General features: G+C 40.4%; 18 protein-coding genes and 1 tRNA gene. 7 read left to right on the forward strand and 12 right to left on the reverse strand.

Annotated features, from left to right (window positions below; genetic code table 11):
- Positions 1–475 precede the first annotated feature (475 nt).
- The 4 genes from AC4MCD_RS09120 to AC4MCD_RS09135 form a co-directional block, all read right to left on the reverse strand.
- Entirely contained in the window at positions 476–1,819 is a 1,344-nt protein-coding gene (locus tag AC4MCD_RS09120; RefSeq protein ID WP_491875938.1) for an OprD family outer membrane porin, read from the reverse strand.
- A gap of 179 nt (positions 1,820–1,998) precedes the next feature.
- Positions 1,999–3,573 carry an aldehyde dehydrogenase (NADP(+)) gene (locus AC4MCD_RS09125; protein ID WP_491875939.1) on the reverse strand — a complete coding sequence of 525 codons (1,575 nt, stop codon included), beginning with the start codon at positions 3,571–3,573 and terminating at the stop codon, positions 1,999–2,001.
- 11 nt (positions 3,574–3,584) lie between these two features.
- Complete coding sequence (gene araD1 / locus AC4MCD_RS09130) at positions 3,585–4,583, reverse strand: AraD1 family protein (RefSeq protein WP_419365881.1); 999 nt, start codon at positions 4,581–4,583, stop codon at positions 3,585–3,587.
- A 4-nt stretch (positions 4,584–4,587) separates the two neighbouring features.
- Positions 4,588–5,898, reverse strand: a complete 1,311-nt coding sequence (locus AC4MCD_RS09135; protein ID WP_216073597.1) for an MFS transporter — start codon at positions 5,896–5,898, stop codon at positions 4,588–4,590.
- 167 nt (positions 5,899–6,065) lie between these two features.
- Between AC4MCD_RS09135 and AC4MCD_RS09140 the strand changes: the two genes are divergently transcribed.
- From AC4MCD_RS09140 to AC4MCD_RS09150, 3 genes are all read left to right on the forward strand, one after another.
- Positions 6,066–7,799, forward strand: a complete 1,734-nt coding sequence (locus AC4MCD_RS09140) for an IlvD/Edd family dehydratase (RefSeq protein WP_419365882.1) — start codon at positions 6,066–6,068, stop codon at positions 7,797–7,799.
- 80 nt (positions 7,800–7,879) lie between these two features.
- A complete protein-coding gene (locus AC4MCD_RS09145) occupies positions 7,880–8,596 on the forward strand; it encodes a FadR/GntR family transcriptional regulator (protein ID WP_491875940.1) in 717 nt (238 codons plus the stop codon).
- Between the two features lie 37 nt (positions 8,597–8,633).
- Positions 8,634–9,584: a D-2-hydroxyacid dehydrogenase gene (locus AC4MCD_RS09150; protein WP_491875941.1), complete on the forward strand. Its 951-nt coding sequence runs from the start codon at positions 8,634–8,636 to the stop codon at positions 9,582–9,584.
- Positions 9,585–9,717: 133 nt separating this feature from the next.
- Here AC4MCD_RS09150 and AC4MCD_RS09155 read toward each other — a convergent pair whose 3' ends face one another.
- The 4 genes from AC4MCD_RS09155 to denD form a co-directional block, all read right to left on the reverse strand.
- Positions 9,718–11,037 (reverse strand): MFS transporter, encoded by a 1,320-nt coding sequence (locus tag AC4MCD_RS09155; RefSeq protein ID WP_491875942.1) that lies wholly within the window; start codon positions 11,035–11,037, stop codon positions 9,718–9,720.
- A gap of 311 nt (positions 11,038–11,348) precedes the next feature.
- Entirely contained in the window at positions 11,349–12,227 is an 879-nt protein-coding gene (locus AC4MCD_RS09160; RefSeq protein WP_419375298.1) for an NAD(P)-dependent oxidoreductase, read from the reverse strand.
- Between the two features lie 3 nt (positions 12,228–12,230).
- Complete coding sequence (locus AC4MCD_RS09165; protein ID WP_067763279.1) at positions 12,231–13,604, reverse strand: MFS transporter; 1,374 nt, start codon at positions 13,602–13,604, stop codon at positions 12,231–12,233.
- Between the two features lie 14 nt (positions 13,605–13,618).
- The gene (denD, locus tag AC4MCD_RS09170) at positions 13,619–14,611 is read right to left on the reverse strand and encodes a D-erythronate dehydrogenase (RefSeq protein ID WP_491875943.1); all 993 of its coding nucleotides are present in this window, start codon (positions 14,609–14,611) and stop codon (positions 13,619–13,621) included.
- Between the two features lie 351 nt (positions 14,612–14,962).
- Here denD and AC4MCD_RS09175 point away from each other — a divergent pair, with 351 nt between their 5' ends.
- Positions 14,963–15,841 (forward strand): SMP-30/gluconolactonase/LRE family protein, encoded by an 879-nt coding sequence (locus AC4MCD_RS09175; protein ID WP_419365888.1) that lies wholly within the window; start codon positions 14,963–14,965, stop codon positions 15,839–15,841.
- Positions 15,842–15,895: 54 nt separating this feature from the next.
- Here the strand turns inward: AC4MCD_RS09175 and AC4MCD_RS09180 are convergent, their stop codons facing one another.
- Positions 15,896–16,825, reverse strand: a complete 930-nt coding sequence (locus tag AC4MCD_RS09180) for a LysR family transcriptional regulator (RefSeq protein WP_491875944.1) — start codon at positions 16,823–16,825, stop codon at positions 15,896–15,898.
- Positions 16,826–16,936: 111 nt separating this feature from the next.
- Between AC4MCD_RS09180 and AC4MCD_RS09185 the strand changes: the two genes are divergently transcribed.
- The 3 genes from AC4MCD_RS09185 to AC4MCD_RS09195 all read left to right on the forward strand — a co-directional run bounded on the left by AC4MCD_RS09185 (position 16,937) and on the right by AC4MCD_RS09195 (position 21,626).
- Positions 16,937–18,112, forward strand: a complete 1,176-nt coding sequence (locus tag AC4MCD_RS09185; RefSeq protein ID WP_419375295.1) for a fumarylacetoacetate hydrolase family protein — start codon at positions 16,937–16,939, stop codon at positions 18,110–18,112.
- Between the two features lie 129 nt (positions 18,113–18,241).
- On the forward strand, positions 18,242–20,029 hold the full coding sequence (locus tag AC4MCD_RS09190; RefSeq protein WP_491875945.1) for an IlvD/Edd family dehydratase: 1,788 nt from the start codon (positions 18,242–18,244) through the stop codon (positions 20,027–20,029).
- A gap of 19 nt (positions 20,030–20,048) precedes the next feature.
- Positions 20,049–21,626, forward strand: coding sequence for an aldehyde dehydrogenase (NADP(+)) (locus AC4MCD_RS09195; RefSeq protein WP_491875946.1), 1,578 nt, complete (start codon positions 20,049–20,051; stop codon positions 21,624–21,626).
- A gap of 166 nt (positions 21,627–21,792) precedes the next feature.
- Here the strand turns inward: AC4MCD_RS09195 and AC4MCD_RS09200 are convergent.
- From AC4MCD_RS09200 to AC4MCD_RS09210, 3 genes are all read right to left on the reverse strand, one after another.
- A tRNA-Val gene (locus tag AC4MCD_RS09200) sits at positions 21,793–21,869 on the reverse strand.
- A gap of 47 nt (positions 21,870–21,916) precedes the next feature.
- Positions 21,917–23,914 (reverse strand): transglutaminase TgpA family protein, encoded by a 1,998-nt coding sequence (locus AC4MCD_RS09205; RefSeq protein ID WP_491875947.1) that lies wholly within the window; start codon positions 23,912–23,914, stop codon positions 21,917–21,919.
- 11 nt (positions 23,915–23,925) lie between these two features.
- Positions 23,926–24,831 (reverse strand): DUF58 domain-containing protein, encoded by a 906-nt coding sequence (locus AC4MCD_RS09210; RefSeq protein ID WP_419375312.1) that lies wholly within the window; start codon positions 24,829–24,831, stop codon positions 23,926–23,928.
- Positions 24,832–24,836 lie beyond the last annotated feature (5 nt).

The following is a 24,836-nucleotide window of genomic DNA, read 5'->3' on the forward strand; positions in this document are numbered from 1 at the left end:
TACTTAAATTAAAAATCAGACAAATTTACCTATAAACTTAATGTGTGCTTAATTCGGTTTTTAGCCATCAATTTTTATCTACATGTTGGGTATCATGAAAATAAATTATCAATGGCCGTAATTTCCATAAGTATGGGTTAAAAAGCGAATTGAAACAGATCTGCTCTTTCCTATCGAAATTTATGATCTGCACCTGATAAATTGATAGTTGATCCTAAAGGCTTAAGACAACCTAAATAATAATCACCTTTCTACTCTTTCTTCAGTTTAAATTATGTGCATTTTTTTAATCGAACTAATAAGGCGCAAGAAGAGACTTGAGGTAATTTAAACCTTGGATGGCTTAAATAGCCTATAAACAATGTAAATTATTTTTTAATTCAAAATAGTTTCAGGATGACTCATAAAGAATCATCCTAGAACAATTTACTCTACTCAAATTTAAAAATGAAAATATTTAAGAGTTTTGAGTCATTTAAAATGAAAAAGGATATTCAATAATAACCCGAAGCTCATCAATATCATTATATCGATAGCCTTTAGTCGCTCGGTGGGTAGCTTGTCGCAATTTAATATCCATACCTTTAGCAAAACCCGAAGCAACCTTATAAGCTAATTGAATGTTACGTTCCCAATGCTTATTGTCTTTGCTAGGGTCGTAAATAAATCTTCGAGTATAAAAAGTATTGTCACTATTACTATTGTCTACATCCCAACCATAAATATACCGCCCCATTAGGCTTAGGCCGGGCAATCCATAAGTGCTCAGATCTGTTTCATATTTAAGCTGGAGTGATTTTTCATTTGCTTCAGAAAAACTGGCAAACTGCGCTGCATTTAAAATTGAAATATTACCGCCAATTGTGGAGTATCCTACCCAGTCAAAAGGTTCATTGCCAAATACCTGTTGATATCCCAGAGAAATAGTATGTTGATCTATCTGATATCCCACTAATCCAGACACAATATTTGCTTCAATATTACCTGCAACTTTTTTGCCCGTATCTTTATTACTATATCCGGCAAAGGCTGCTTTAAATTTATGGTTATTCTCAAGAGCATGCTGGAAATTTGCACCTAGAAAGAATTGTGTCCAAACATCTTCTAATTCAGAAGCATAAGCAGTTACGGAGGTGTTTGGTAATTTATAGGTTCCACCAGCAAAACTAACACTATCAGCTTTAATACCTGCAGCTGGGCCATAATCTGTGGTAAAAAAGTTTAAATCCTTTGTGGAATCTACCGGATTCATACTATAAAAATAACCGGCATTTAATTCTAAATGATCTATAGATGTATTCTGTAAAGTTACACCTGTACTCACAGATGGGAGTAATCGAGATGTATTGGTCGCTAATACTGGTACATTGGGAAATTGATTACCATAGGTCAATACAGTGTCTTTATATTTGACTTTTAAGGCACCTCCAACTTCTCCATTAAAGCTTTTAGTCTTACCAGTTACAGGATCAAATTCTATTAAATTCGTACCAGTCTTAAGTTCATCACTGTATAGTTTTATAGCTGCCATGCCATACGCATCAAATCCTATTTGCAAGGCGGTATCAGTATAACCAGACGTATACCTTGCCATGACACCATGCGCCCATTCACTACGATAGCCTTCTCTATCTTCTTCTGCTAACTGTGTGTTTGCGCCCGAAGGATTTGAAGCTCCATTTCTAAAATCACGATAAAAATAAAAATTGCGGTTGACTACATCAAATTGACCGTCTTCAAATAGTTCATTTGCCAATAACTCAGGTGATAAAGGCATAAGTGTCCCTACCACTAGTGAAAATTTCACAAGAGTATTCATTACATTCATCCTTAAATGTTTCTTAATTTATTATTGAGATTATGGTTATCTAGGCTAAGCAGATAAATTCATACTTAACTCATTCCAAGCATTTGTCTATATAGACCTCTATGGGTTTTAGAAGCGGGCAACCTAGTTAAATAAAGTTCCCCGCCTTCTGATTATGTATGTCTTATCTTTCAGATACGATCCCGGGTCATTTCACCATTGACCAGTCTTAACAGATTTAGTGGATTCTCATCTCTCAATGCCTCCGGCAACAAACTTTGCGGATAGTTCTGGTAGCAGACCGGACGAAGATAACGATCAATGGCCAAAGTTCCTACAGAGGTACCACGTGAATCGGAAGTGGCTGGATAAGGCCCACCATGTACCATGGCATCACAGACTTCTACCCCAGTCGGATACCCATTTAACAACAAACGGCCAGCCTTTTCTTCTAATACCGGTACTACTTCCGCGAATTCTTCCAGATCCTGATCTTCTGCAATCAGTGAGGCTGTTAACTGTCCATTCATACTGCTGAGTGCCTGAAGTAACTGTGCCTTGTCTTCCACTTCAATTACGATGGTGGTTGGGCCAAAGATTTCTTCCTGCAGTAACTGATTTCCTGCAAGTAGTAGCTCCACATCCGCTTTGAACAGCTGAGGTAATGCCTGGTTTCCTTGCTGTTCCTGACCTGCCAAATGTTGAATCCCTGCATGCTCGGCTAAATGAGACAGACCTGATGTATAGCTTTTTAAAGTACCTGCATTGAGCATGGTCTGAGCTGGCTTGTTCGCCATGATTACACTGAGCTGCTCGATCAGTTGGGTATATTCAGGCGATTTAATTCCGAGAATCAATCCAGGATTGGTACAGAACTGACCACAACCGAGGACTACTGAATCCGCTAACTCCTGAGCAATCTGATCACCACGGTTTTTTAAGGCTTCTGGTAACATCAGCATTGGATTGATACTGCTCATTTCTGCAAAGACTGGAATAGGCTGCGGACGGGCTGCTGCCATATCGCATAGTGCACGGCCACCTTTCAGAGAACCGGTAAATCCTACAGCCTGAATCAGGGGATGTTTGACCAGTAAGGCACCGACTGCATTGCCATAGATCATATTAAATACACCCTTAGGCATGCCAGTCTTTTCAACGGCACGTTCAATGGCTTGAGCCACATAGTCTGCTGTGGCCATATGACCGCTATGCGCTTTAACTACTACTGAACAACCTGCTGCTAATGCAGAAGCGGTATCACCTCCGGCAGTGGAGAAAGCTAAAGGAAAGTTACTTGCCCCAAAAACGGCAACAGGACCTACACCAATTTTGACCTGACGTAAGTCTGGTCGTGGTAAAGGTTGACGGTCTGGCAGTGCGGTATCAATTCTTGCACCCAGGAAATCACCGCGACGTAATACTTTCGCGAACAGGCGCATTTGCCCGCTGGTACGGCCGCGTTCACCTTGCAGACGAGCAATAGGTAAAGCTGTTTCCAGGGAAATGGTATTTAAAAACTCTTCACCGAGTGCATCCAGTTCATCTGCGATGGTTTCTAGAAAAACAGCACGCTGTTCAGGAGAAGTATGGCGATAGGTTTTAAATGCAGCATGGGCAGCTTCTACTGCACGGTTGACTTCCTGTTCGGTGGCCTGATGGAAATCGAAATCCAGTGCCTCACCTGTGGTGGCATTCAGGCTTTTAAGGATTTTATCACCTTCTGCACTACGACTACCTGCTATAAAGTTGTGTCCAAAATTCATATCTAAGATCCTTAAAGAGTTATAACTGAGCCAATTGGTAATTCAGGTTGAGTTGGTGCCAATCTATTAACTAAGGGTTGTCCAAATTCTTTCATTTCAATTTCAAATTCATCACCAATTTCAGCTTTCATACCGTCTGCAAAAGACAGTGTGGCTGTTCCGAAATAATGAATATGAACATCCCCTGGTTTGAGGAACTGTTGGTATTTAAAATGGTGATATTCAAGATTACTCAGGCTATGACACATATTGTCTTCACCTGAAAGAAACTCTTTTTCCCAAATCACTTCCCCATTACGTTTTAAACGACTCTTACCTACCAGGTGCTTAGGCAGATCGCCTGTTCTTAATTCCGGACCATAACTGCAGAACCGTAATTTTGAATGCGCAAGATATAAATAGTTACGGCGCTCCATAATATGGTCTGAGTATTCATTGCCTAGTGCAAAACCGAGACGGTACGGTTTTAAATCTGGACCGATTACATATAAACCGGCTATTTCTGGCTCTTCACCCCCATCCTCGGCAAAAGGAGGCAGTGGTAATTCTGTACCAGGACGTACAACGATTGAGCCATCTCCTTTATAGAACCATTCTGGTTGTGCACCTACCTGACCTGCTTCAGGTTTACCTTTTTCTACTCCCCACTGGAACATGCGCATGGTATCCGTCATAGACGCTGGATCATTCAGATTCTGTTGATGCATTTTGTCGCGCGTAGATGCTGATCCTAAATGTGTTAAACCTGTTCCTGATATAAAACAGTGCGCAGCATCAGGATGATCTAAAGGAGGCAATACTTTGTGATTATTTAATAGCTCGACATAGTCATAACGTTGTTCTGCAAAACCCAATGCTTCAACTTGTTTTTCGAGTGACAGACCTTTTTCAATAGCTAAGAGTGCAAGCTCACGAACTGTAGTTATTTCCTTAACCTTTAGTACCTGATTGTTTTCTACGATACCTATCGCACGTTGATTAGAATGATCTTCAAACTGAATAATATTCATGCTGCTATCCTTTAGCATTTTCATTAATGTTCATTGTTTTAGATTTCTTGGTTTCAAATTTTGCATAGACGAAATATGTCAAAATCAAACCAAAAATCATGACTATTGTTAGAAAGTACAAACCTGAAGCCATATTGCCGGTATATTGTTTTAATAAACCGATACCAAACGGGCCGATATAACCACCTAGGTTTCCAACAGAGTTAATAAGAGCAATCCCTGCTGCTGCACTGGCACCTGTCAAGAAGCGCCCAGGAAGTGTCCAGAACACAGCCGTGGTTGAAAATAGAGCGAACGCTACAACAGAAAGTGCAATGAGCTGCATTACAGGCGAAGTCAACCAAGCGCTAAAGAACATGCCACAGGCGCCTAAGGCATATAGGAAGCTAAGATGTCCATAACGGTCATTTAATTTATCTGTACTGCGAGGGATAATAAGCAGACCAATGATCCCGAAGATATAAGGGATACTAGAGAGAAAGCCAACTTGTAGATCTGAACCACCACTAAATTGCTTAATAATGGTAGGTAACCAGAGGTTTAGACCATAAATACTTAAAGTGACCGGTAAATAATATAAAGCCAGAGTTAGTACACGTTTATCTTTTAAAGCATGAAGCGGATTTCCATGACGTGTTTGATCATATTCAGCTTCATCTTTAACTAATTCATTTTTAAGCCAGTTCTTTTGTTCATTACTCAGCCATTTTACAGCACTGATATTGTCTGGAAGATAAAGTAAGGTAGGTAAAGACAGTAATACTGCTGGTAAACCGACCATCACAAACAACCACTGCCAGCCATGCATATTGGCGATCCCGTCCATCCCCAATAATGCACCTGCTAAAGGCCCTGCTACCATCATGGCAATCGGTTGTGACAGGATAAACATCCCCATAATTTTTCCACGATGACGCACCGGATACCATTGGGTAATCAGATACAATACTCCTGGGAAGAAACCTGCTTCAGCCACACCCAGTAAAAATCTGAGAATATAAAAACTGTGTGGCCCTTGAATAAGTGCCATGGCCATGGTGATTAAACCCCATGTAAGCAGAATTCGTGCGAACCACTTTCTGGCACCAAATTTGTCTAATAATAAATTACTCGGCACCTCGAATAGAAAATAACCAATAAAGAATAAGCCTGCACCTAATCCATAAGCCGCATCACCTATTCCTACATCAGCACCCATATGTAAATGGGCAAAACCGACTGCAGCACGATCAATATAAGCAACTAAATATAAGATCACTAAAGCGGGTATTAACTTAAATGTTACCTTCCTAATGACATCCTTCTCGAAATCCATCTTCGACTCCATATTTCCATTTTTAGTTTTAGCTTCATGCTTAGGGAGAAATCTGTAAGGACAAAATATAGTATTACTATTTAAGTTGTAAACCCTTTTAAAACTATTTTTTTTGTTGTATTTTAATTTTAATATTTTAAATAGTAATACTATATAGGGATATAGCGATGTCTAACAAAAAGCCTTTTCGTTCGGCAGCATGGTTTGGGACCACTGATAAAAATGGATTTATGTATCGTAGCTGGATGAAAAATCAAGGAATTCCTGATCACGAGTTTGATGGCCGACCAATCATTGGCATCTGTAATACCTGGTCAGAACTGACTCCTTGTAATGCCCATTTTCGTAAAATAGCTGAACATGTAAAAAAAGGTATTTTAGAGGCTGGAGGCTATCCGGTTGAGTTTCCAGTTTTCTCAAATGGGGAATCAAATTTGCGTCCAACTGCCATGTTAACTCGCAATCTGGCGAGTATGGATGTTGAAGAGGCAATTCGCGGTAATCCTATCGACGGCGTTGTCCTGCTAACAGGTTGTGATAAAACGACTCCAGCATTGCTTATGGGTGCTGCTAGTTGTGATGTTCCTGCAATTGTAGTGACCGGTGGCCCCATGTTAAATGGCAAGCATAAAGGTAAAGACATTGGCGCCGGTACGATTGTCTGGCAAATGCATGAAGAATTAAAAGCCGGAAAAATTGATCTAAATGAGTTTTTATCTGCGGAAGCTGGTATGTCACGTTCCGCAGGAACCTGTAATACCATGGGTACTGCTTCTACTATGGCCTGTATGGCAGAGGCATTAGGCACGTCTTTACCACATAATGCTGCAATCCCAGCAGTGGATTCTCGTCGTTATGTATTAGCGCATTTGTCTGGCATGCGCATTGTAGATATGGTGAAAGAAGACCTTCGTCTTTCTAAAATTTTAACTAAAGAAGCCTTTGAGAATGCTATTAAGGTTAATGCGGCAATTGGTGGTTCAACCAATGCTGTTATTCACTTGAAAGCGATTGCTGGCCGTATCGGGGTTGATCTGGAGCTGGATGACTGGAATCGTGTAGGTCGTGGTATGCCAACAATTGTTGATTTACAGCCCTCAGGCCGCTTCCTGATGGAAGAATTTTATTATAGTGGTGGCCTACCAGCAGTATTACGTCGTATGGGCGAAAGTAATCTGCTCCCACATCCAGATGCATTAACTGTTAATGGTCAGAGTATTTGGGAAAACTGTGAAAACTCGCCTATCTATAATGATGAAGTGATCCGTCAAATTGATAATCCACTTCGTAATGATGGTGGCATGTGTATTCTTAAAGGCAATTTGGCGCCAAAAGGTGCTGTATTAAAACCCTCTGCGGCCTCTCCTGAATTAATGAAACATCGTGGACGTGCAGTAGTCTTTGAAAACTTTGATGACTATAAAGCACGTATCGTTGATCCAGACCTGGATGTAGATGAAACTTGTGTCCTTGTACTGAAGAATGCTGGCCCAAAAGGTTATCCAGGCATGGCTGAAGTCGGCAATATGGGATTACCTCCAAAAATTCTGGCAAAAGGAATTACCGACATGGTGCGGATTTCTGATGCGCGAATGAGTGGGACTGCATATGGTACTGTAGTCTTACATGTAGCACCGGAAGCTATGGCCGGCGGCCCTTTGGCTGCTGTCCAAAATGGTGATTACATTGAACTCGACGCTTATGCTGGAAAACTACATCTGGACATTTCAGATGAAGAATTGCAGCAACGTTTGGCCAATTTACCGGAACCACCAAGACCAAGTTTTATCGGGGGCTACCGTCAGCTCTACGTAGACCATGTACTTCAAGCAGATGAAGGCTGTGACTTTGACTTTTTGGTAGGTTGCCGAGGCTCTGAAGTACCCCGACATTCACATTAAGTGCCTCAAATATAGATGATCTTGTGAAATCATGAGGTCATCTATACCATAATGAGGTCATCAATGATCAATTGTTAAATATGAGTAATGCCGACTATAAAAATCCTGTTCCAAGTAAAAGCCAACATGCTCTTATTGTTCAGCAATTAGGTCTAAAAATCGTATCTGGTGAAATACCAGAAAATACCAAGCTGCCATCAGAGGCAGAACTGTGTGAAGAATATCAAGTCAGTCGTCCGGTATTTCGTGAAGCTATTCGTGTGCTGAATGCTAAAGGCCTGACCTATTCTCGACCTAAAATTGGTACAGTTGTGCGACCTAAAGAAGAATGGCATTTGCTTGATCCGGATATTTTATATTGGCTCATTCAATCCACCCCTGAAAATGAATTTTTTAAAACTTTATCTACTGTACGTCGTGTATTAGAACCAGAACTGGCTTATATCGCAGCAAGTACAGCCACAGAAGAAGATATTGCTCATATTAAAAAAGCATATGCAGGAATGGAACAGGCCTCAACAATTGAAGAATTTATCCAGCCGGATATTGATTTCCATCTTTCCATTGCCAAAGCCACTCATAATGATTTACTTGCTTATATGTCAAAAATGCTGGTTTTACCTTTACAGCAGTCTATCCAGGTTACGAGTTTAAGACCGAATTTACAAAACCACTCATTGCCTCGGCATAAAGCGATTTTAACTGCAATTGAAAATAAAGACCCTCTTTCTGCACGCCATGCATCGCTGGTGCAGTTAGAGGATACCAAAATGGCGTATGACTTGATTAAGAAATAAGTCATGACCATACATCTCTGTTTAGATATTTATATTTATGAATACTGTAAAAGTTACTTGTGTTGAAAAAGGCGTATTACTAAATAAAGCATTTCAATTTAATTTTCCCGTTGAATACACTGAATATGAGCAATTAAGTCAGCAACAGTTTTATGATCAGGTTCATGATCAAGACGTACTTATCATCAGTGACCTGAAAGTAGATGAAAAGATTCTCGATCATAATCCTAACTTAAAGTTATTAGCACTTTGTTCGACAGGTTACGATCATGTGGATATTGAATTATTAAAATCCAGAAATATCAAAATTTGCAATATACGCGGCTATGCTGGCGATGCAGTGGCTGAACATGCATTTGTCCTAATGATGAACCTGATCAAAAATTTCAGCTCCCAAGTTAAGGCTGTCCAAGATGGAACCTGGTCAGATAGTCCGGTATCTTTCTATCTTGCAGCGCCCATTCGTGAACTAAAAAATAAAAATCTGGTCATTGTGGGCAAAGGAGAAATTGGTCAATCGCTTGCAGAAAAAGCACAAGCATTTGGAATGAAGGTTATCTTTAGTGAGCGTAAGCATGCCACGACCTGTCGTGAAGGATATGTTCCATTTACACAGGCAATTCAGCTTGCTGACGTACTGTCCTTGCACTGTGAATTGAATGACGAAACACGATATATGATTGATCGTACTGTGCTCAGTCAAATGAAAAAAGACAGTATCTTGATTAATGTAGGCCGTGGCGGTTTGATTCATAGTGAAGATGTGGCAGAAGCATTAACGAATCAACAAATTGCAGGTTTTGGCGCGGATGTACTGGATCAGGAACCTCCTGCAGCAGATCATCCTTTGTTAAAACTCAAGCATCCAAATGTTATGATCACAGCGCACATTGCTTGGGCCACGGATGAAGCCCAAGAGCGACTGTTTTCTATTTTAGAGAATAATGTAAACCAGAATATTCTAGGTCATGATCAGAATCTAGTTTAGTCCAGAGATTAGCCAAGAAAATAAATTATTCTTCAAAAAAGGCTGTTCATCCCAATGAACAGCCCTCTAAATATCATTAATGATACATCTCTTCTTTAATTTTCTTATATTCCACAGTTGAAATTTATAATAATTAAACAGGTTTTAAATGATCTTTCTTATCCAAATAACCCAAGATAACTTGCAGCAACACACCAATCAGTGCACAGACTGACATTAAGATGAAGCACAAGGTATAACCGGTTGCATTATGCCAACCACCAAAACTTGTCAGCAATGAACCCATTAGAATCGGTGCAATAGCCCCACCTACATACAGTGCAAAAGTAATAATACTATTAGCCGTCCCCATAGCATCCTGCTCCGCATAATCTGATGCCGTAGCATAATAAATTGGCCAGATTGCATTAGCAGAAAAACCAAAAATTAATTGAATAATAATGACGGAAACCACTCCTTGGGTTAAACAGAAACTGGCGATACCAACGGCCATCCAGATACCACAAAGAATTAGAGTTTTACGACGCCCGATTTTATCAGACAAAGATGGCCAGAAAATTTGCCCCATAATCCCTGTAATCGTAAATACAGCACTTAAACCTGCTGCTTTGGCGAGATCCATTCCTACAATATTGTAGAGATAGGCTGGAAAAATAGTCAGGAAGCCCAAATAAACCACATGAGTAATCAATGTACTACCAGCAGTAAATAAAATACCGCGTGACTTCAATGTCTTTTTTAAAGCCCCTTTCTTCACTTCAGTTGGATTTTTAGCTTTAGTTTCTAAACATGTATTTTCTGTAGGAGGAGTAAAACCTTGATCTATACATGCATCATGAAATTCATCATAGCGTTTCTTGTTTGAGTAAATAGCCCAGAATGTTAATACTGGCACTGAAATCATGATGCCGAGATAAAATGCATAACGCCAGTTTTCAGGACCGAAATAATAAATAATTGATGCCATCACTACCCCACTCAGCATTGCGCCAACGGGATAACCGGCATGATGGGCACCGATTGCAAAACCTCGGTGCTCTTTAGGCCACCATTCTGCGGTATTACTCACCCCAATTGGTTCAGCTACACCACAACCAATAGATACCAGAATCCGTAAAAGAACAAACTTATAAAAAGTATTACTGAATGACATGATGCCAGAGAGTAAGGAAAGAAAAGTAAATCCGACAATCAAAGGCCACTGGAATATTGCACGTTTCCAGCCTGGTGCTTTTAAATCACAATAGGCACTTACGGGAATACTAAGTAAAGCTAGAGACACTGTAATAGCAGCAATGGTATAGCCCCACTCTGTGGGTGTAAGAGAGAACTCTTCACAAATCATATTAGCTGCACGAAAAATCAATTCACGGTCATAGGCAATCACCAACCAGATTAGCCAACAGACTACAAGCGATACCCATGAATGCCGATGAACTTTTTTTAAACTCATTCTATTTCCCTATTTATTAACCATTTAAATATGGTTAATTCCATCCATTTTTATTCTGAATAATTTTATTTATTAGAAAGTCCCTCTATTAAATAAAATATAGAAAAATATAGTTCTATAGATTTTTAAAATCCAATTACATTTTGCCAGTACGTGATAACCCTGCACTATCACTATTATTATTTCTCATCAAACCAATGATTTAGAAATAGATATAAAATATGGAATATATTTTTTATAGTTAAAATAAAGAGATTTAAAATAAAAAACTGGCTATTTAAGAGCCAGTTTTTTATTTTATAAAAGTATAACTATATCTCTATATTATTAAGCCTTTTTATTTCACGAATTAACCCTGAATGGTCTAAGGCTCCATCACCATTATGGACCATATCTGAAAAGAGCTGATTTACCAATTCTGCTACTGGCAATTTTAGGTTTAATTCCTTCGCATAATTTACAGCGGTATGAGTATCTTTTAACTGCGTTGTCGCAGCCCCTCCTGGTTCAAAGTTTTGCCTTAATATACGATCACCATGCTGTTGCAAAATAGGAGAATCAGCAAATCCCCCAGTCAATGCTTGTTTGACTTTATGTGGATTTGCTCCTCCTTGCTGAGCGAAAAGCAATCCTTCTGCAACGGTGGCTATCGTACTCGCAACAATCATCTGGTTAACCAGTTTAGCTAGCTCTCCACATCCGGCAGCGCCCACCAACACTGCTCTACCCATACAATTGAGAACTGCTTGAGCTTCAGTAAAAGTATCTTCTTCGCCCCCCACCATAATGGCAAGAGTTGCATCTTTTGCACCTTTTTCTCCTCCTGAAACCGGAGCATCCAGATACCTTAATCCTAAAGATAAACATCGTTCATTCTGATGTTTTGCAGTTTCTACCGGGATTGAACTCATGACAATCACAATACTATTTTTCTTTAGTTCAGAAACTGCTCCAGCTTGTTGAAACAGAACTTCATCACAGGTTTTTCCATCACTCAGCATTACAATCAGAAGCTCAACATCTTTACCTACTTCCGATAGCTGATGACAGGCTTTTGCACCTGCCTCTTCTAATCCTTTCAATTTAGAGAGGGTCCTGTTCCATACCTGAACCTGGTGACCACCCTTGATTAAATTCATAACCATAGGTGTGCCCATAATACCGGTTCCCACGAATCCAATCCTTGCCATGTTTTATACTCCTTGATTGGGTTGGGCTTTGAGGTTTAATTTTTCTTTTGCTACCTGCTTGCCATTTAAATGGGCAAGCACCAGTAATCCGATCCCACCAATAGCAACAAACCCAGCGATAACTAGAAATGCAATGGTATAAGTACCCGTAGTGGTATATAGATAGCCAGTTAAATATGGGCCTGTAAATCCACTTAAATTACCTACAGAGTTAATTAGTCCAATACCAGCAGCAGCACCTACGCCTGTTAATGTTTGGCCTGGGAGCGTCCAGAAAATATTGATTGCACTAAATACTCCAATTGCCAGGAAAATAAATCCGACGATAATGGCCCATGGCTGGTTCACAAGTAGTGCGATTGCAATAGCACTCGCTGCCATAAGTGCTGCACATGCACCATGCTTATGTCGCTCCTGTTTACGATCCGAGCGACGGCTCCATAAAATCATGCCTACAGCAGCAAATGCATAAGGAATTGCAGTTAAAAGACCATTCTGAATTAAGCTGATTTCCATCCCAAACGTATTCCGGAATGACTCCAGCACACTTGGCAAGAAGAAGAACATTGCATTCGATCCAGACGTAATCCCAAAGTAAACAATTGCCATAACCCATACCAACGGATTTTTAAAGACTTGTTTGATAACGGTTGATTTACTTAGATGGGCATCTGCATGTTCAGTTTTTTCACGCTCTTCTTTTTCTAATGTATTCATTAACCATTGACGTTGATCAGCAGTGAGCCATTGAGCTTCTTTGGGTGTATTGGTTAAGTATTTAAGGCAAATGATACCTAGAATGATGGATGGAATACCCTCAAGCACATACATCATGCGCCAGCCTTCATAACCGATAGTATCACCCCATTGCATGAGTCCAACTGAAATAGGTGCACCAACAATCTGGGCTATCGGCAACCCTAAATAAAATGTAGCAAATACACGCGCACGATACCGTGCTGGAAACCATAAAGTAAGATAGAAAATTACGCCCGGAAAAAAGCCAGCTTCAGCAATACCGAGTAAAAAACGAAGAACGATAAACTGGGTTCCATTCTGAATCAGGCCCATTAAAGCAGCAATGATTCCCCATGTAATCATGATACGTGCGATCCAGATTCTGGCACCGAACCGATGCAGAAGTACATTACTCGGAACTTCTGCAATAAAATAACCAAGGAAAAAAATTCCAGCGCCTAAACCGAAGATAGTTTGAGTGATTCCAATTGCATCATTCATATGCAAGGCGGCAAAGCCGATATTTGTTCTATCTAAAAATGCCATTACAAATAGAATAATAAGAAAAGGAATAATTCTTTTTGAAATACGTTTAATGGTTTGCTCTTCCAGAGCAGATTTAGCTTGAATATCTTCCATAATACTGTCTCACTTTAATTAGCTATCTCAGCTATTAATTCTTGGGTATCTTCAATATGTGCCTGGATGATGCTTTCAAAATTCTTATCAGCTTTGAACCCAAGTGATTCAGCGTATTCAGCTTTAACCTGTACTGGCCAACTTTGCACAATGCGTTGGATCGTTTTATCTTCTTGCCATTGCACTAGATCTACTGCAGATTTTCCTGCAACTTTTTCTAGAGCTGCCAGCATTTGCTGAACAGTAACCGTTAAACCGGGTAATGGAATAATGCGCTGATCGGATAACCGGTCGGGAGAAATGACTGCTGCATGAATCATTGAGTCAACACAGCGACGCGGAGAGGTAATAAAAACTGGCGTATCCGCCTGAACAGGACAAATCGCAGTTTCACCTTTAAGCGGTTCACGGATAATTGAACTAAAAAATGTTGAAGCAGCTTTATTGGGTTTACCGGGACGAACAACAATTGTTGGTAGACGTAATACTCGTCCATCAATAAAGCCTTTACGTGAATAATCTGAAACAAGTAATTCGCCTACCGCCTTTTGCATGCCATAGGATGATTTAGGCGTGACAACAGTGTCATCTGTGACTACTTCTGGCAGGGCACCTCCAAATACAGCACAACCGCTGGCAAAAATAAATCGGGGTTTGGATCCGTGTTGTCTTACTGATTCAAGCAAGGTCAACAAACCGTATAAATTGACTTCCATACCTAAGTCAAAATCAGCTTCTGCCGCTGAACTGACTACTGCAGCCAGATGCCAAATGACATCTACATTTTTGGTAATTTTAGATACTTGTTCTTTGTCAGTAATATCACCAATCACGACTTGAATTTTCGGGTCTTCAGGAATGTCCTCTCCTGTAAAAGCATCAAATAATATGATTTTTTCTACTGATTGAGCAGCTTGTCCATCTAGTGTGATAGTACCTAATTCCAAGATTTTTCTAGCTATCTGTTTTCCAATAAAGCCCGTACCACCAGTAATGAGTATATTCATAGGTAATCCTTCCCTAATTTTTGAATTAGACGACTCAAATCGTGTATTCATCAAATTAAGTAGGATGATTAATAATTACCAATGAATTATTCCTCAATATTGATAACTTTTTAATATCGATATTGAAAAGTTATTCGATATAAGTTTTTGGCAAAAGACTTATATACCTAATTCTTATTATTTTTTATTTCAAAATATGGCTACTTTAGTATTAATAACTTCTGTTTATCAAAGATTGATATTTAATCATTAGTTATTTTTTTAAATAAATTATAATTTACTTAGAAACTATATGATTTTTCAATAAATTGAATGCCTATAAAATAGAGATAATCTTTCAGGATAATGTAAATGGAAATTAAAGTATTTATTGATGTTAAGACACGTTTAGGTGAAGTGCCGACATGGGATCCTGTTCGTCAACGATTATTCTGGGTAGATATATTTGACGGTCGATTATTTTCCTGTGATGAGCAAGGTAAAGGCCTGAAAGCTTGGGAAACCCTTCAAAAGATTGGATCTTATGCACTACGAGAAAATCATAATGGAGCAATTGTTGCCTTAGAAAATGGGCTGCATAGTCTAGATTTTGATACCGGCGATTTAGATTTTATTTATCATCCTGAACCAGATATGCCTTTTAATCGTTTAAACGATGGAGGTGTAGATCGACAAGGCCGTTTCGTTTTTGGATCAATGAACCGTATGGAGGAGGATAAAACTGCCTCTTTATATCGTTTAAATACAGATATGACGGTTCAGAAACTTGAAGAAAATATCAATACTTCAAATGGAATATGCTGGAACCCCAAAGGCGATAAGTTCTATTTTACTGATACCTGGCAAGGTGAAATCTGGTCATATGATTATGCCAGTTCAGATACTGCTTTAACCAATAAACAGGTTTTTAGCAAAATCGATACGCAGGATGGTGGATCAGCAGATGGATCAACTGTAGATAGTGAAGGTTATGTCTGGAGTGCAAAAGTATATTCAGGCCAATTGGTACGTTATGCACCTGATGGCACTATAGATCGAATTATTGAAATGCCAGTTAAAAAAGTGACCAGTCTGGCTTTTGGAGGAAAAAATTTAGACGTGCTATTTGTTACCTCTATGTCTCAGCCTCCTTTACCACGTTTTCCCGGAGACAATCAGTTGCGCGGTAGTGTATTTGCAATTTATGGATTAGGTATCCAAGGTGTCGCCGAAACATATTTCAAAGGTTAAATGCCATTAAAGCACTTAGCTGATTCACCCAGCTAAGTGCTATTTTATTTAATTCTATTTAGTATTCTCTAATAAAATTTCTATAAAAGTCTGCGCAATTTCTGAAACTGGTTCATCTTTTCTTGTGAGGATTCCATAATCCTGAGCATCCAGGATTAATTCAGTTTCTAAAATGCAAAGCTTCCCCTCTTTAACCTGTTGAGTGACCATTGCTTCAGGCAACATAGCCACCATGGGAGCAGTTTGTATAATCTGCAAAAAGGTTTGCATGGACATGGTGTTGACCGTATTCAAGGGAACTTTAACATTTGCGCGCATAAATGCCGCTTCCATACGTTCCCGAATCGGTGTGCCTTTAGGGTAAACAACCCAAGGCCAATCTAGCAGTTCGTTTAATTGACAAAACTTCTTTTGCGCATAGGGATGCTCATGATTGACTACAATGCAGAAAGGTTCTGGTCCTAAGGGTTTGAAATCGAAAAATTGCTGTTGGGTTGCTTGGGTAAATCGGCCTACTGCTAAATCTAATGTATGTTCACTGAGCATTTCCATCAAATGATCACTAGTCTGTTCAACAACATCAATAGAAAGTAAGGGCCATTTCTTTTTAATCTCAATCACAGAATTTGGAATTACAGAAGCTGTTGCTGCAAAAATCCCACCTACTTTGAGAAATCCATGACCACCTAACCTGAGCATTTCAATATCTTCAACAAAATGTTTGGCATCGTTCAGTACACGCTGTGCGTAACGAATGACGTGCTGCCCTAATGCAGTAACCGGCATACTTCTAGGTAAGCGTTCAAAAATAGTAAAACCTAAAATGCTTTCAATTTCTTTTAACATCTTACTTATCGCAGGCTGGCTTAGATTCATTTGTTCAGCTGCTAAATGCATATTTTTAGTTCTTGCTAAAGTCTCTAATAGAACCAAATGCCTATATTTAAACCAATTATTAAAACTTGAATAATTTAAGTCTGCCATTCAGAAGTCCTTTTCCAATAACTACAGGTTATTAATTATTAAATTATTACCATTGGTGTTTATTAGAAAGGAATTTTATGATGATTTCAATTATAAATAGAGTTGCTTTACATGAAATTTACATTAAATTCAGCTAATTCATTGCCAATGGATGGCACACAAGGGTGCTTAATTGGACGGGCATGGGTACCGCATAAAATTGCTGGGCCATCACCAGTTATTCTGAGAGGTAATCAGGTTTTTGATATTTCTAGTCATTTCAATACGATCTCTGAACTGTTAGAAACTGATTCCCCGATCTCGGCTCTCTCTAAAATTGAAGGTCAATTGATTGGGAATATTGATGAAATTTTTGCAAATACTTTGCCTGAGCCAGATCTAAGTAAAGCTTATTTTTTAGCACCTATTGATCTGCAAGTGATTAAAGCTGCAGGAGTAACTTTTGCTGCAAGTATGCTGGAGCGGGTAATTGAAGAACAGGCTGCAGGTGATGCGGATAAAGCGCAACACATTCGGGAAATCGTACAGGGAGTGATTGGAGACAGTCTTAAATCTATTCAGCCTGGCTCTGTAAAAGCACTTGAATTAAAAAAATACTTAATTGAACAAAATATGTGGTCTCAATATCTTGAAGTTGGGATTGGCAGTGATGCAGAAATATTCACTAAAGCTCCTGTTCTAGCAGCCGTAGGAACAGGTCAAAATATTGGTATTCATCCAAAATCAGAGTGGAATAATCCTGAACCTGAAGTGGTTCTAGTGGCAAATAGCCAAGGTGAAATTTTAGGTGCGACTTTAGGTAATGATGTCAATCTGCGTGATTTCGAGGGACGTAGTGCTCTTTTATTGAGCAAAGCTAAGGATAACAATGCCTCATGCGCAATTGGTCCTTTCATCCGCTTATTTGATCAAACTTTTAGTTTGGATGATATCCGCTCATGTGAGGTAGAACTCAAAATTGAAGGAACTGATCATTTTGTTTTGAATGGTTTGAGTTCCATGTCTCAAATTAGTCGTGATCCAGAAGATTTAATTCAACAGACTTTAAATGAAAATCATCAGTATCCGGACGGATTTGTACTATTTTTAGGAACATTATTTGCCCCTACCCAAGATCGAGAAAAACCTGGAGCGGGCTTTACCCACAAAGTTGATGATGTCGTACGGATTCATACTCCTAAACTAGGCACTCTTTACAATACTGTAACGACTAGCGACAGAGCATCACCTTGGAATTTCGGCATCAACTCATTGATGCAAAATTTAAAGCAGCGTGAATTACTATAGTTTTCACATATTATTCCTAGGTTGAATGGTATTCCTAAATGATTAGCTTTAGGTTTGGTTCTACCCTTCAAATAAATAACTGCCTCCCATATTGCTCATTTGCATAATATTAAAGTTAAGGATCTGGAAATGAATAATCAAAGTAAACGGATTTTTTTACGTAGCCAGGAATGGTTTGATGATCCAAAACATGCAGATATGACAGCTTTGTATGTTGAACGATATATGAATTATGGTTTGACACGTGATGAGCTTCAGTCCGGTCGACCAATTATTGGTATTGCCCAGACAGGCAGTGATTTAACTCCTTGTAATCGTCACCACAAAGAATTAGCAGAACGCGTTAAGGCCGGCATTCGTGATGCCGGTGGCATTCCTATGGAATTTCCAGTTCATCCAATTGCAGAACAATCACGCCGCCCTACTGCCGCGCTTGACCGCAATTTAGCCTATTTAGGTTTAGTAGAAATTCTCCATGGCTACCCGCTTGATGGCGTGGTCCTGACCACGGGTTGCGACAAAACCACACCTGCCTGTCTCATGGCAGCAGCAACTACCGATTTACCGGCTATTGTGCTCTCAGGTGGACCTATGCTGGATGGCCACTATAAAGGTGATTTAATCGGGTCAGGTACAGTGATCTGGCATGCACGAAATTTATTGGCTTCTGGTGAAATTGATTATGAAGGGTTTATGGAAATGACCACTTCAGCCTCACCATCAGTGGGTCACTGCAATACCATGGGCACTGCACTTTCCATGAATGCCTTAGCAGAAGCTTTAGGTATGTCTTTACCGACGTGTGCCAGCATTCCTGCTCCTTATCGTGAGCGTGGTCAAATGGCTTATGCGACTGGAAAACGCATCTGTGAGATGGTTCAAGAGGATTTAAGACCATCAAAAATCATGACCAAAAAATCCTTTGAAAATGCGATTGCTGTTGCATCTGCTTTAGGTGCTTCAAGTAACTGTCCTCCTCATTTGATTGCTATTGCGCGCCATATGGGGATTGAACTGACTCTAGATGATTGGCAGCGTGTAGGCGAATCGATCCCCCTGATTGTTAATTGTATGCCTGCAGGTAAATATCTGGGTGAAGGCTTTCACAGAGCTGGGGGTGTTCCTTCCGTATTACATGAACTGCAACAGGCTGGTGTCATTCATGAAGATTGTGCAACAGTAAGCGGCAAGACTATAGGTGAAATTGCCAAGCGGTCTAGAACTTCAAATGCCGATGTAATTTATCCATATCAAGAGCCACTTAAGCATGGTGCTGGCTTTATTGTATTAAGTGGTAATTTCTTTGACAGTGCCATTATGAAAATGTCTGTTGTGGGAGAGGCATTCAGAAAAACCTATTTGTCTAATCCACAGGATGAAAACAGTTTTGAAGCACGAGCTATTGTCTTTGAAGGGCCAGAAGATTATCACGCACGAATTAATGATCCGGAACTCAACATCGATGAAAACTGCATCTTAGTTATTCGTGGTGCAGGTACGGTCGGTTATCCGGGCAGTGCTGAAGTCGTGAACATGGCACCGCCTACAGAGTTGATCAAAAAAGGCATCGACTCTCTCCCTTGCTTAGGGGATGGTCGTCAGAGTGGGACTTCAGCTAGCCCTTCTATTTTAAATATGTCACCTGAAGCAGCAGTTGGTGGTGGGATTGCATTGCTTAAGACCAATGACCTTTTAAGAATTGATTTAAATAAGCGTTCTGTCAATGTACTCGTTTCAGATGAAGAGCTAGAAAACCGACGTAATCAATGGGCACCAAGTTATCCTGCATCGCAAACACCATGGCAAGAAATGTATCGCAAGTTAGTGGGTCAACTATCCACAGGTGGATGTCTGGAACCAGCAACCTTATATATGCGTGTCATCAATGACAAGAACTTGCCACGACATTCTCATTAAATAATTCAGGATTAAGCAGATGAATACTATTGGACACAACTTTATAGCAGGTAGTCGTAGTGCAGAAGGTGATAAAATCCTTAAAAGCCTGAATGCCACCACAGGTGAGGCACTGGATTTCGATTTCCATCAGGCCACCGAACAGGAAGTCAACCGTGCAGTAGAAGCTGCCCATGCTGCATTTAAAACCTATCGCCATACTTCTCCTGAACAGCGTGCTGTTTTTCTAGAAACCATCGCAGATGAACTGGATGCACTCGGTGAAGAGTTTTTAAATACCATTTCCCTGGAAACAGCTTTACCTATTGCTCGTCTGCAAGGTGAACGCGGCCGTACCAGCGGGCAAATGCGCCTGTTCGCGAAAGTATTACGTCGCGGTGATTTCCTGGGTGCAAGAATTGATACCGCACTGCCAGACCGTCAACCTTTACCACGACCAGACTTACGTCAGGTCAAAATTGGTGTAGGTCCTGTTGCCGTTTTTGGGGCAAGTAACTTTCCTTTAGCTTTCTCCACTGCCGGAGGTGATACCGCTTCTGCATTAGCAGCAGGTTGTTCAGTAGTAGTTAAAGCGCATAGCGGTCATATGGCCACAGCAGACTATGTGGCTCAAGCCATTGAACGTGCCGTTGAAAAGACTGGCATGCCTAAGGGTGTATTTAATATGATCTATGGCAATGCAGTCGGTGCCTTACTGGTCAAACATCCCCTGATTCAGGCTGTAGGATTTACCGGTTCTCTGAAAGGTGGCCGTGCACTATGCGATATGGCAGCAGCCCGTCCGCAGCCTATTCCAGTCTTTGCAGAAATGAGCAGTATCAATCCAATGCTGATGTTACCAGAAGCCTTAAAAAACCGTGGTGATCAGATTGCTCAGGAGTTAGCGGATTCAGTAGTCCTCGGTTGTGGTCAGTTCTGTACCAATCCTGGATTGATTCTCGGAATTAAATCGCCTGAATATACCCAACTGATCGAGCAGCTCAGTGTAATCATGGCGAACAAGCCAGCTCAGACCATGCTCAATGCAGGTACTTTAAAAAGCTATACATCAGGTCTGTCTCATTTAGCCGAGCATGCAGGGATTCAACATTTGGCAGGTCAGGAACAGCAAGGAAACCAGGCATTACCTCAGCTGTTCAAAGCGGATGTGGAGCTACTACTTGCAGGAAATCAGTTACTGCAGGAAGAAATCTTTGGCCCAACCACCATCGTAATTGAAGTGGAAGACAAGGCACAGTTACTTCAGGCACTCAGCAGTATGAATGGACAGTTAACAGCCTCACTGATTGCAGAAGATCAGGATCTGGAAGAATTCGCGGAAGTAGTACCGGTATTAGAAGAAAAGGCTGGCCGTTTGTTGTTAAATGGGTATCCGACTGGGGTAGAAGTCTGTGATGCCATGGTACATGGTGGGCCTTATCCAGCCACTTCCGATTCACGTGGTACCTCTGTAGGAACTTTGGCCATTGATCGTTATCTTCGTCCGGTCTGCTACCAGAACTATCCGCAAAGTTTGTTGCCGGAGGCATTGAGAGATGAGAATCCACTAAATCTGTTAAGACTGGTCAATGGTGAAATGACCCGGGATCGTATCTGAAAGATAAGACATACATAATCAGAAGGCGGGGAACTCTATTCATTTGAGTGACCCGCTTCTAAAAAACATAGAGGTCCAAATGTATTATCAAATTTTTGTTATAAAGACTATTGATTAAGCATAAAAAAACCGTAACTATCATAAATAGTTACGGTTTTTAAAATCTTGGTAGGTATATCCAGATTCGAACTGGAGACCTCTACGATGTCAACGTAGCGCTCTAACCAACTGAGCTATACACCTAGAATGCTTGGCATATTATAAATTTTTCGATCTTAAGACAAGTCTTTTCATTTAATTTTCAATATATGCGCACAAGTTTTAAGCGAATCTTTGAATTGTTTCAAATCTTGGTCTGAGAATTCCCTGCCAGAATAAATTGATTTTTCAAATAGTCTAATTGCTTCAAAAAATACAGACTGATCTTTATCCTGAACTTGCTGAGATAGCCTTAACATCCATTGATGAAAAGTCTCCGCGGATTGTCTTTTTAAATCTTTGTTCAAAGACTGATTAAACTGCTGAATAGAATAATCAAAAGGCGATTTTAACTGCCGGTTTTTAAGATAGATTTTTAAAATATAAAGCAATATAAGTATGCCAATACCGGATATGAGAATGATCACACTGGAATAAACTGAACTTAGACCTAGCTTCGCTAAACAGCCTTGTTGAGATTCGGCATTATAGCCCACGACCTTACTTTGCCATTGGTAACTTGCATAATCACTCCAGACTCTTAGTTTGGTCAGCCATACATTACGCTGTGATGTCCAGCCAGAATTACTTGCCCATACTCGCTCATCTTGCGAGATTAAATTTTGCATCCCATCATCAATACGTTGCGGGGCTACCATTGCGGTAGGATCAAAACGCTGCCATCTTTGGTCAATCCAGACTTCTGTCCAGGCATGAGCATCCAACTGACGAACCTCCCAACTTTTCCCATCGGGTGCCAATTGTCCACCTTGATAACCTGTAACCACACGTGCCGGAATTCCCACATATCGCATCAGCATCACAAAACTGGAAGCATAGTGTTCACAAAAACCCTGCCGGGATTTAAACAGAAATTCATCAATCCGGTTTTTACCGAGTACGCCTGGTTTCAGGGTATATACAAAATGATTTTGCTGATACCAGTTCAAGACTGTTCGGATATAACGTCGCGGATCCTCCCCACTTCGTAGATATAAACGCTGTGCCAGCTGTTGTGCCTGAGAGTCTAAATGGACTTGAGTCTGGGTATTCAGGCGCTGAACAAATTGTTCTGGTAGAGCTCTTTCAGCATTGTGATTACCCAGCCATTGCAGATGAATCGGTTCTACTCGTTGGGTTAAACGCCTTGGTACGATACTCCAATCCTGACGGTTATAATAACGGCGTTCCAAAGGCATCGATTTTTCCAGGCCCATCACCCAGAACACAGAAGGATCAGCAGCCAGATATTGGTAATTCCACCTTGATGTGGATACTGGAACAACTTCTCCAGGCTGACGGATTAAAGGCTGCTGATTAATAAAGCTACTGGTCCAGCGCTGTCCATCATATTCATCTAAAACTAATGCCCGCCAATATAACTCTGAACGTGGCGGTAGTTTACTCACATCACCAATAATCCGGAAAGCTAGAGCATTGGATTGAGATAATTCAGCAATATCTCCCGGTGACATACTGTCTGCGATCCCGGTCACGCCTTTATTTTCTGGAATCGGGATATGCCAAAGCGGTGGCAAACGCGGAAAGAAGATGAATAACAAAATAAAAAATGGCAGAGTATAAAGCACAAATCTGCCGACATATTTAGCATCTTGCTGTAAGGCTATACGTGGTGATTGCTGACTCTGCTGAAACTCACTGGTCTGAATCCGGTATAAGCCAATTAGACAGCTTAATAAGCATAGAATAATCACAACAGCCATACCAAAAGACTGACTATATAGAAATGAACTGGCCGCAACAAAAAGCGCAAAATTAAACAGGATAATCAGATCCCGCCGGTTTTTTGTTTCTAATGATTTGGCAAATAAAAAAGTGGAAAGAACTGCGACGCCTGCCTCCACGCCAATAAAACTTTGGTGGCTGAGATAAATACTGCCTAATGCCAAAGCCGTAAGTAGAAAAGTTCCAATTTTAGGAAATGGCTTTTGCCGTTTAAGAAAAATCCAGATACACAGTAAGCTAATGACAAAGATAATGCTAAGCAGCACCGGGATGAAAGCTACTTGGGCAAGGATGATCAAGCCTAGGGTCAAGACGATCGAAATTCGGATTTTTCCATCAATCATAGATTCACCCGTTATGCCTGAGCCAATAATTGTTTGGCCTTACGCAATTGTTCTTCACCTGCTCCCTGCGGCAATTCTGCCTGTGGTAAATGTAACGCATATGCACATTGCTGCTGCTCACATTGCTCAATCAGTCCCATCATTAAGCCCAGTTTCTCCTCATGCGACTGGCTAGGCATATGTTCATAATGAATCTCAATGCTATGTTCATCCTGATACTGTTCAAAGACTTTGACATATAAACCTTGTCCACGTGCAAACTGCTTCCAGGAAACCGCCTGTAATGAGTCTCCAGATTGATAGTTACGTAATTCACGGAACTCATCCATATCCGGTTCAAAGCTATTTTGATAAATCTTGTTTGCTGAAGTATTGCTTTGAGCTTTGGGTGCCACCCAGGCAAACTGATGATGATAAAGATAGGTCCAGGCTCGAACCAGACCAAAGGGATAAACCGAATAGATCTGAATCACCGGATACTCAAATTTACCGCGACGTTCCGCATAAAAAGGCAGCACCCAATGCTGCTTTTGTTCAGTCAGATAAACTTTCTCCAGCTGATTGCCGGCCTTGATATACAGATAACGCGGCCGAGCTGTTGCTTGCTGAAAATAAAAATGCAGGTTAAGTGCATGACCCACCTGTCCGACGTCTTCAGCAACCATTTCGATATCCAGATCATGCAACTGTTTAAAGGTTAGATAGAAGCTGACACATAGCACTGCACTAATCAGAAAGCAGAAACCTAAAATCAGGTTATTGGCATAATTCACGCCAGCAATAAAGGTGATAAAAATCAAAACCAGATACAGATAACCCTGCTGATAAATAAAGACCAGCACATCCTTTTGGGAAAGTCGTTTTTGCTGTGAAAATTGAAAGCGTTTCGCCAGCCAGTTTTGCCAGGTTTTATCCAAGAGTG

The organism is Acinetobacter sp. CAU_H_78 (assembly GCF_058599365.1).

Bases quoted from the DNA above. Each gene is read 5' to 3' on its own strand.
- AC4MCD_RS09120 (WP_491875938.1), bottom strand. From the start codon at position 1,819: ATGAATACTCTTGTGAAATTTTCACTAGTGGTAGGGACACTTATGCCT.
- AC4MCD_RS09125 (WP_491875939.1), bottom strand. From the start codon at position 3,573: ATGAATTTTGGACACAACTTTATAGCAGGTAGTCGTAGTGCAGAAGGT.
- araD1 (WP_419365881.1), bottom strand. From the start codon at position 4,583: ATGAATATTATTCAGTTTGAAGATCATTCTAATCAACGTGCGATAGGT.
- AC4MCD_RS09135 (WP_216073597.1), bottom strand. From the start codon at position 5,898: ATGGATTTCGAGAAGGATGTCATTAGGAAGGTAACATTTAAGTTAATA.
- AC4MCD_RS09140 (WP_419365882.1), top strand. From the start codon at position 6,066: ATGTCTAACAAAAAGCCTTTTCGTTCGGCAGCATGGTTTGGGACCACT.
- AC4MCD_RS09145 (WP_491875940.1), top strand. From the start codon at position 7,880: ATGAGTAATGCCGACTATAAAAATCCTGTTCCAAGTAAAAGCCAACAT.
- AC4MCD_RS09150 (WP_491875941.1), top strand. From the start codon at position 8,634: ATGAATACTGTAAAAGTTACTTGTGTTGAAAAAGGCGTATTACTAAAT.
- AC4MCD_RS09155 (WP_491875942.1), bottom strand. From the start codon at position 11,037: ATGAGTTTAAAAAAAGTTCATCGGCATTCATGGGTATCGCTTGTAGTC.
- AC4MCD_RS09160 (WP_419375298.1), bottom strand. From the start codon at position 12,227: ATGGCAAGGATTGGATTCGTGGGAACCGGTATTATGGGCACACCTATG.
- AC4MCD_RS09165 (WP_067763279.1), bottom strand. From the start codon at position 13,604: ATGGAAGATATTCAAGCTAAATCTGCTCTGGAAGAGCAAACCATTAAA.
- denD (WP_491875943.1), bottom strand. From the start codon at position 14,611: ATGAATATACTCATTACTGGTGGTACGGGCTTTATTGGAAAACAGATA.
- AC4MCD_RS09175 (WP_419365888.1), top strand. From the start codon at position 14,963: ATGGAAATTAAAGTATTTATTGATGTTAAGACACGTTTAGGTGAAGTG.
- AC4MCD_RS09180 (WP_491875944.1), bottom strand. From the start codon at position 16,825: ATGGCAGACTTAAATTATTCAAGTTTTAATAATTGGTTTAAATATAGG.
- AC4MCD_RS09185 (WP_419375295.1), top strand. From the start codon at position 16,937: ATGAAATTTACATTAAATTCAGCTAATTCATTGCCAATGGATGGCACA.
- AC4MCD_RS09190 (WP_491875945.1), top strand. From the start codon at position 18,242: ATGAATAATCAAAGTAAACGGATTTTTTTACGTAGCCAGGAATGGTTT.
- AC4MCD_RS09195 (WP_491875946.1), top strand. From the start codon at position 20,049: ATGAATACTATTGGACACAACTTTATAGCAGGTAGTCGTAGTGCAGAA.
- AC4MCD_RS09205 (WP_491875947.1), bottom strand. From the start codon at position 23,914: ATGATTGATGGAAAAATCCGAATTTCGATCGTCTTGACCCTAGGCTTG.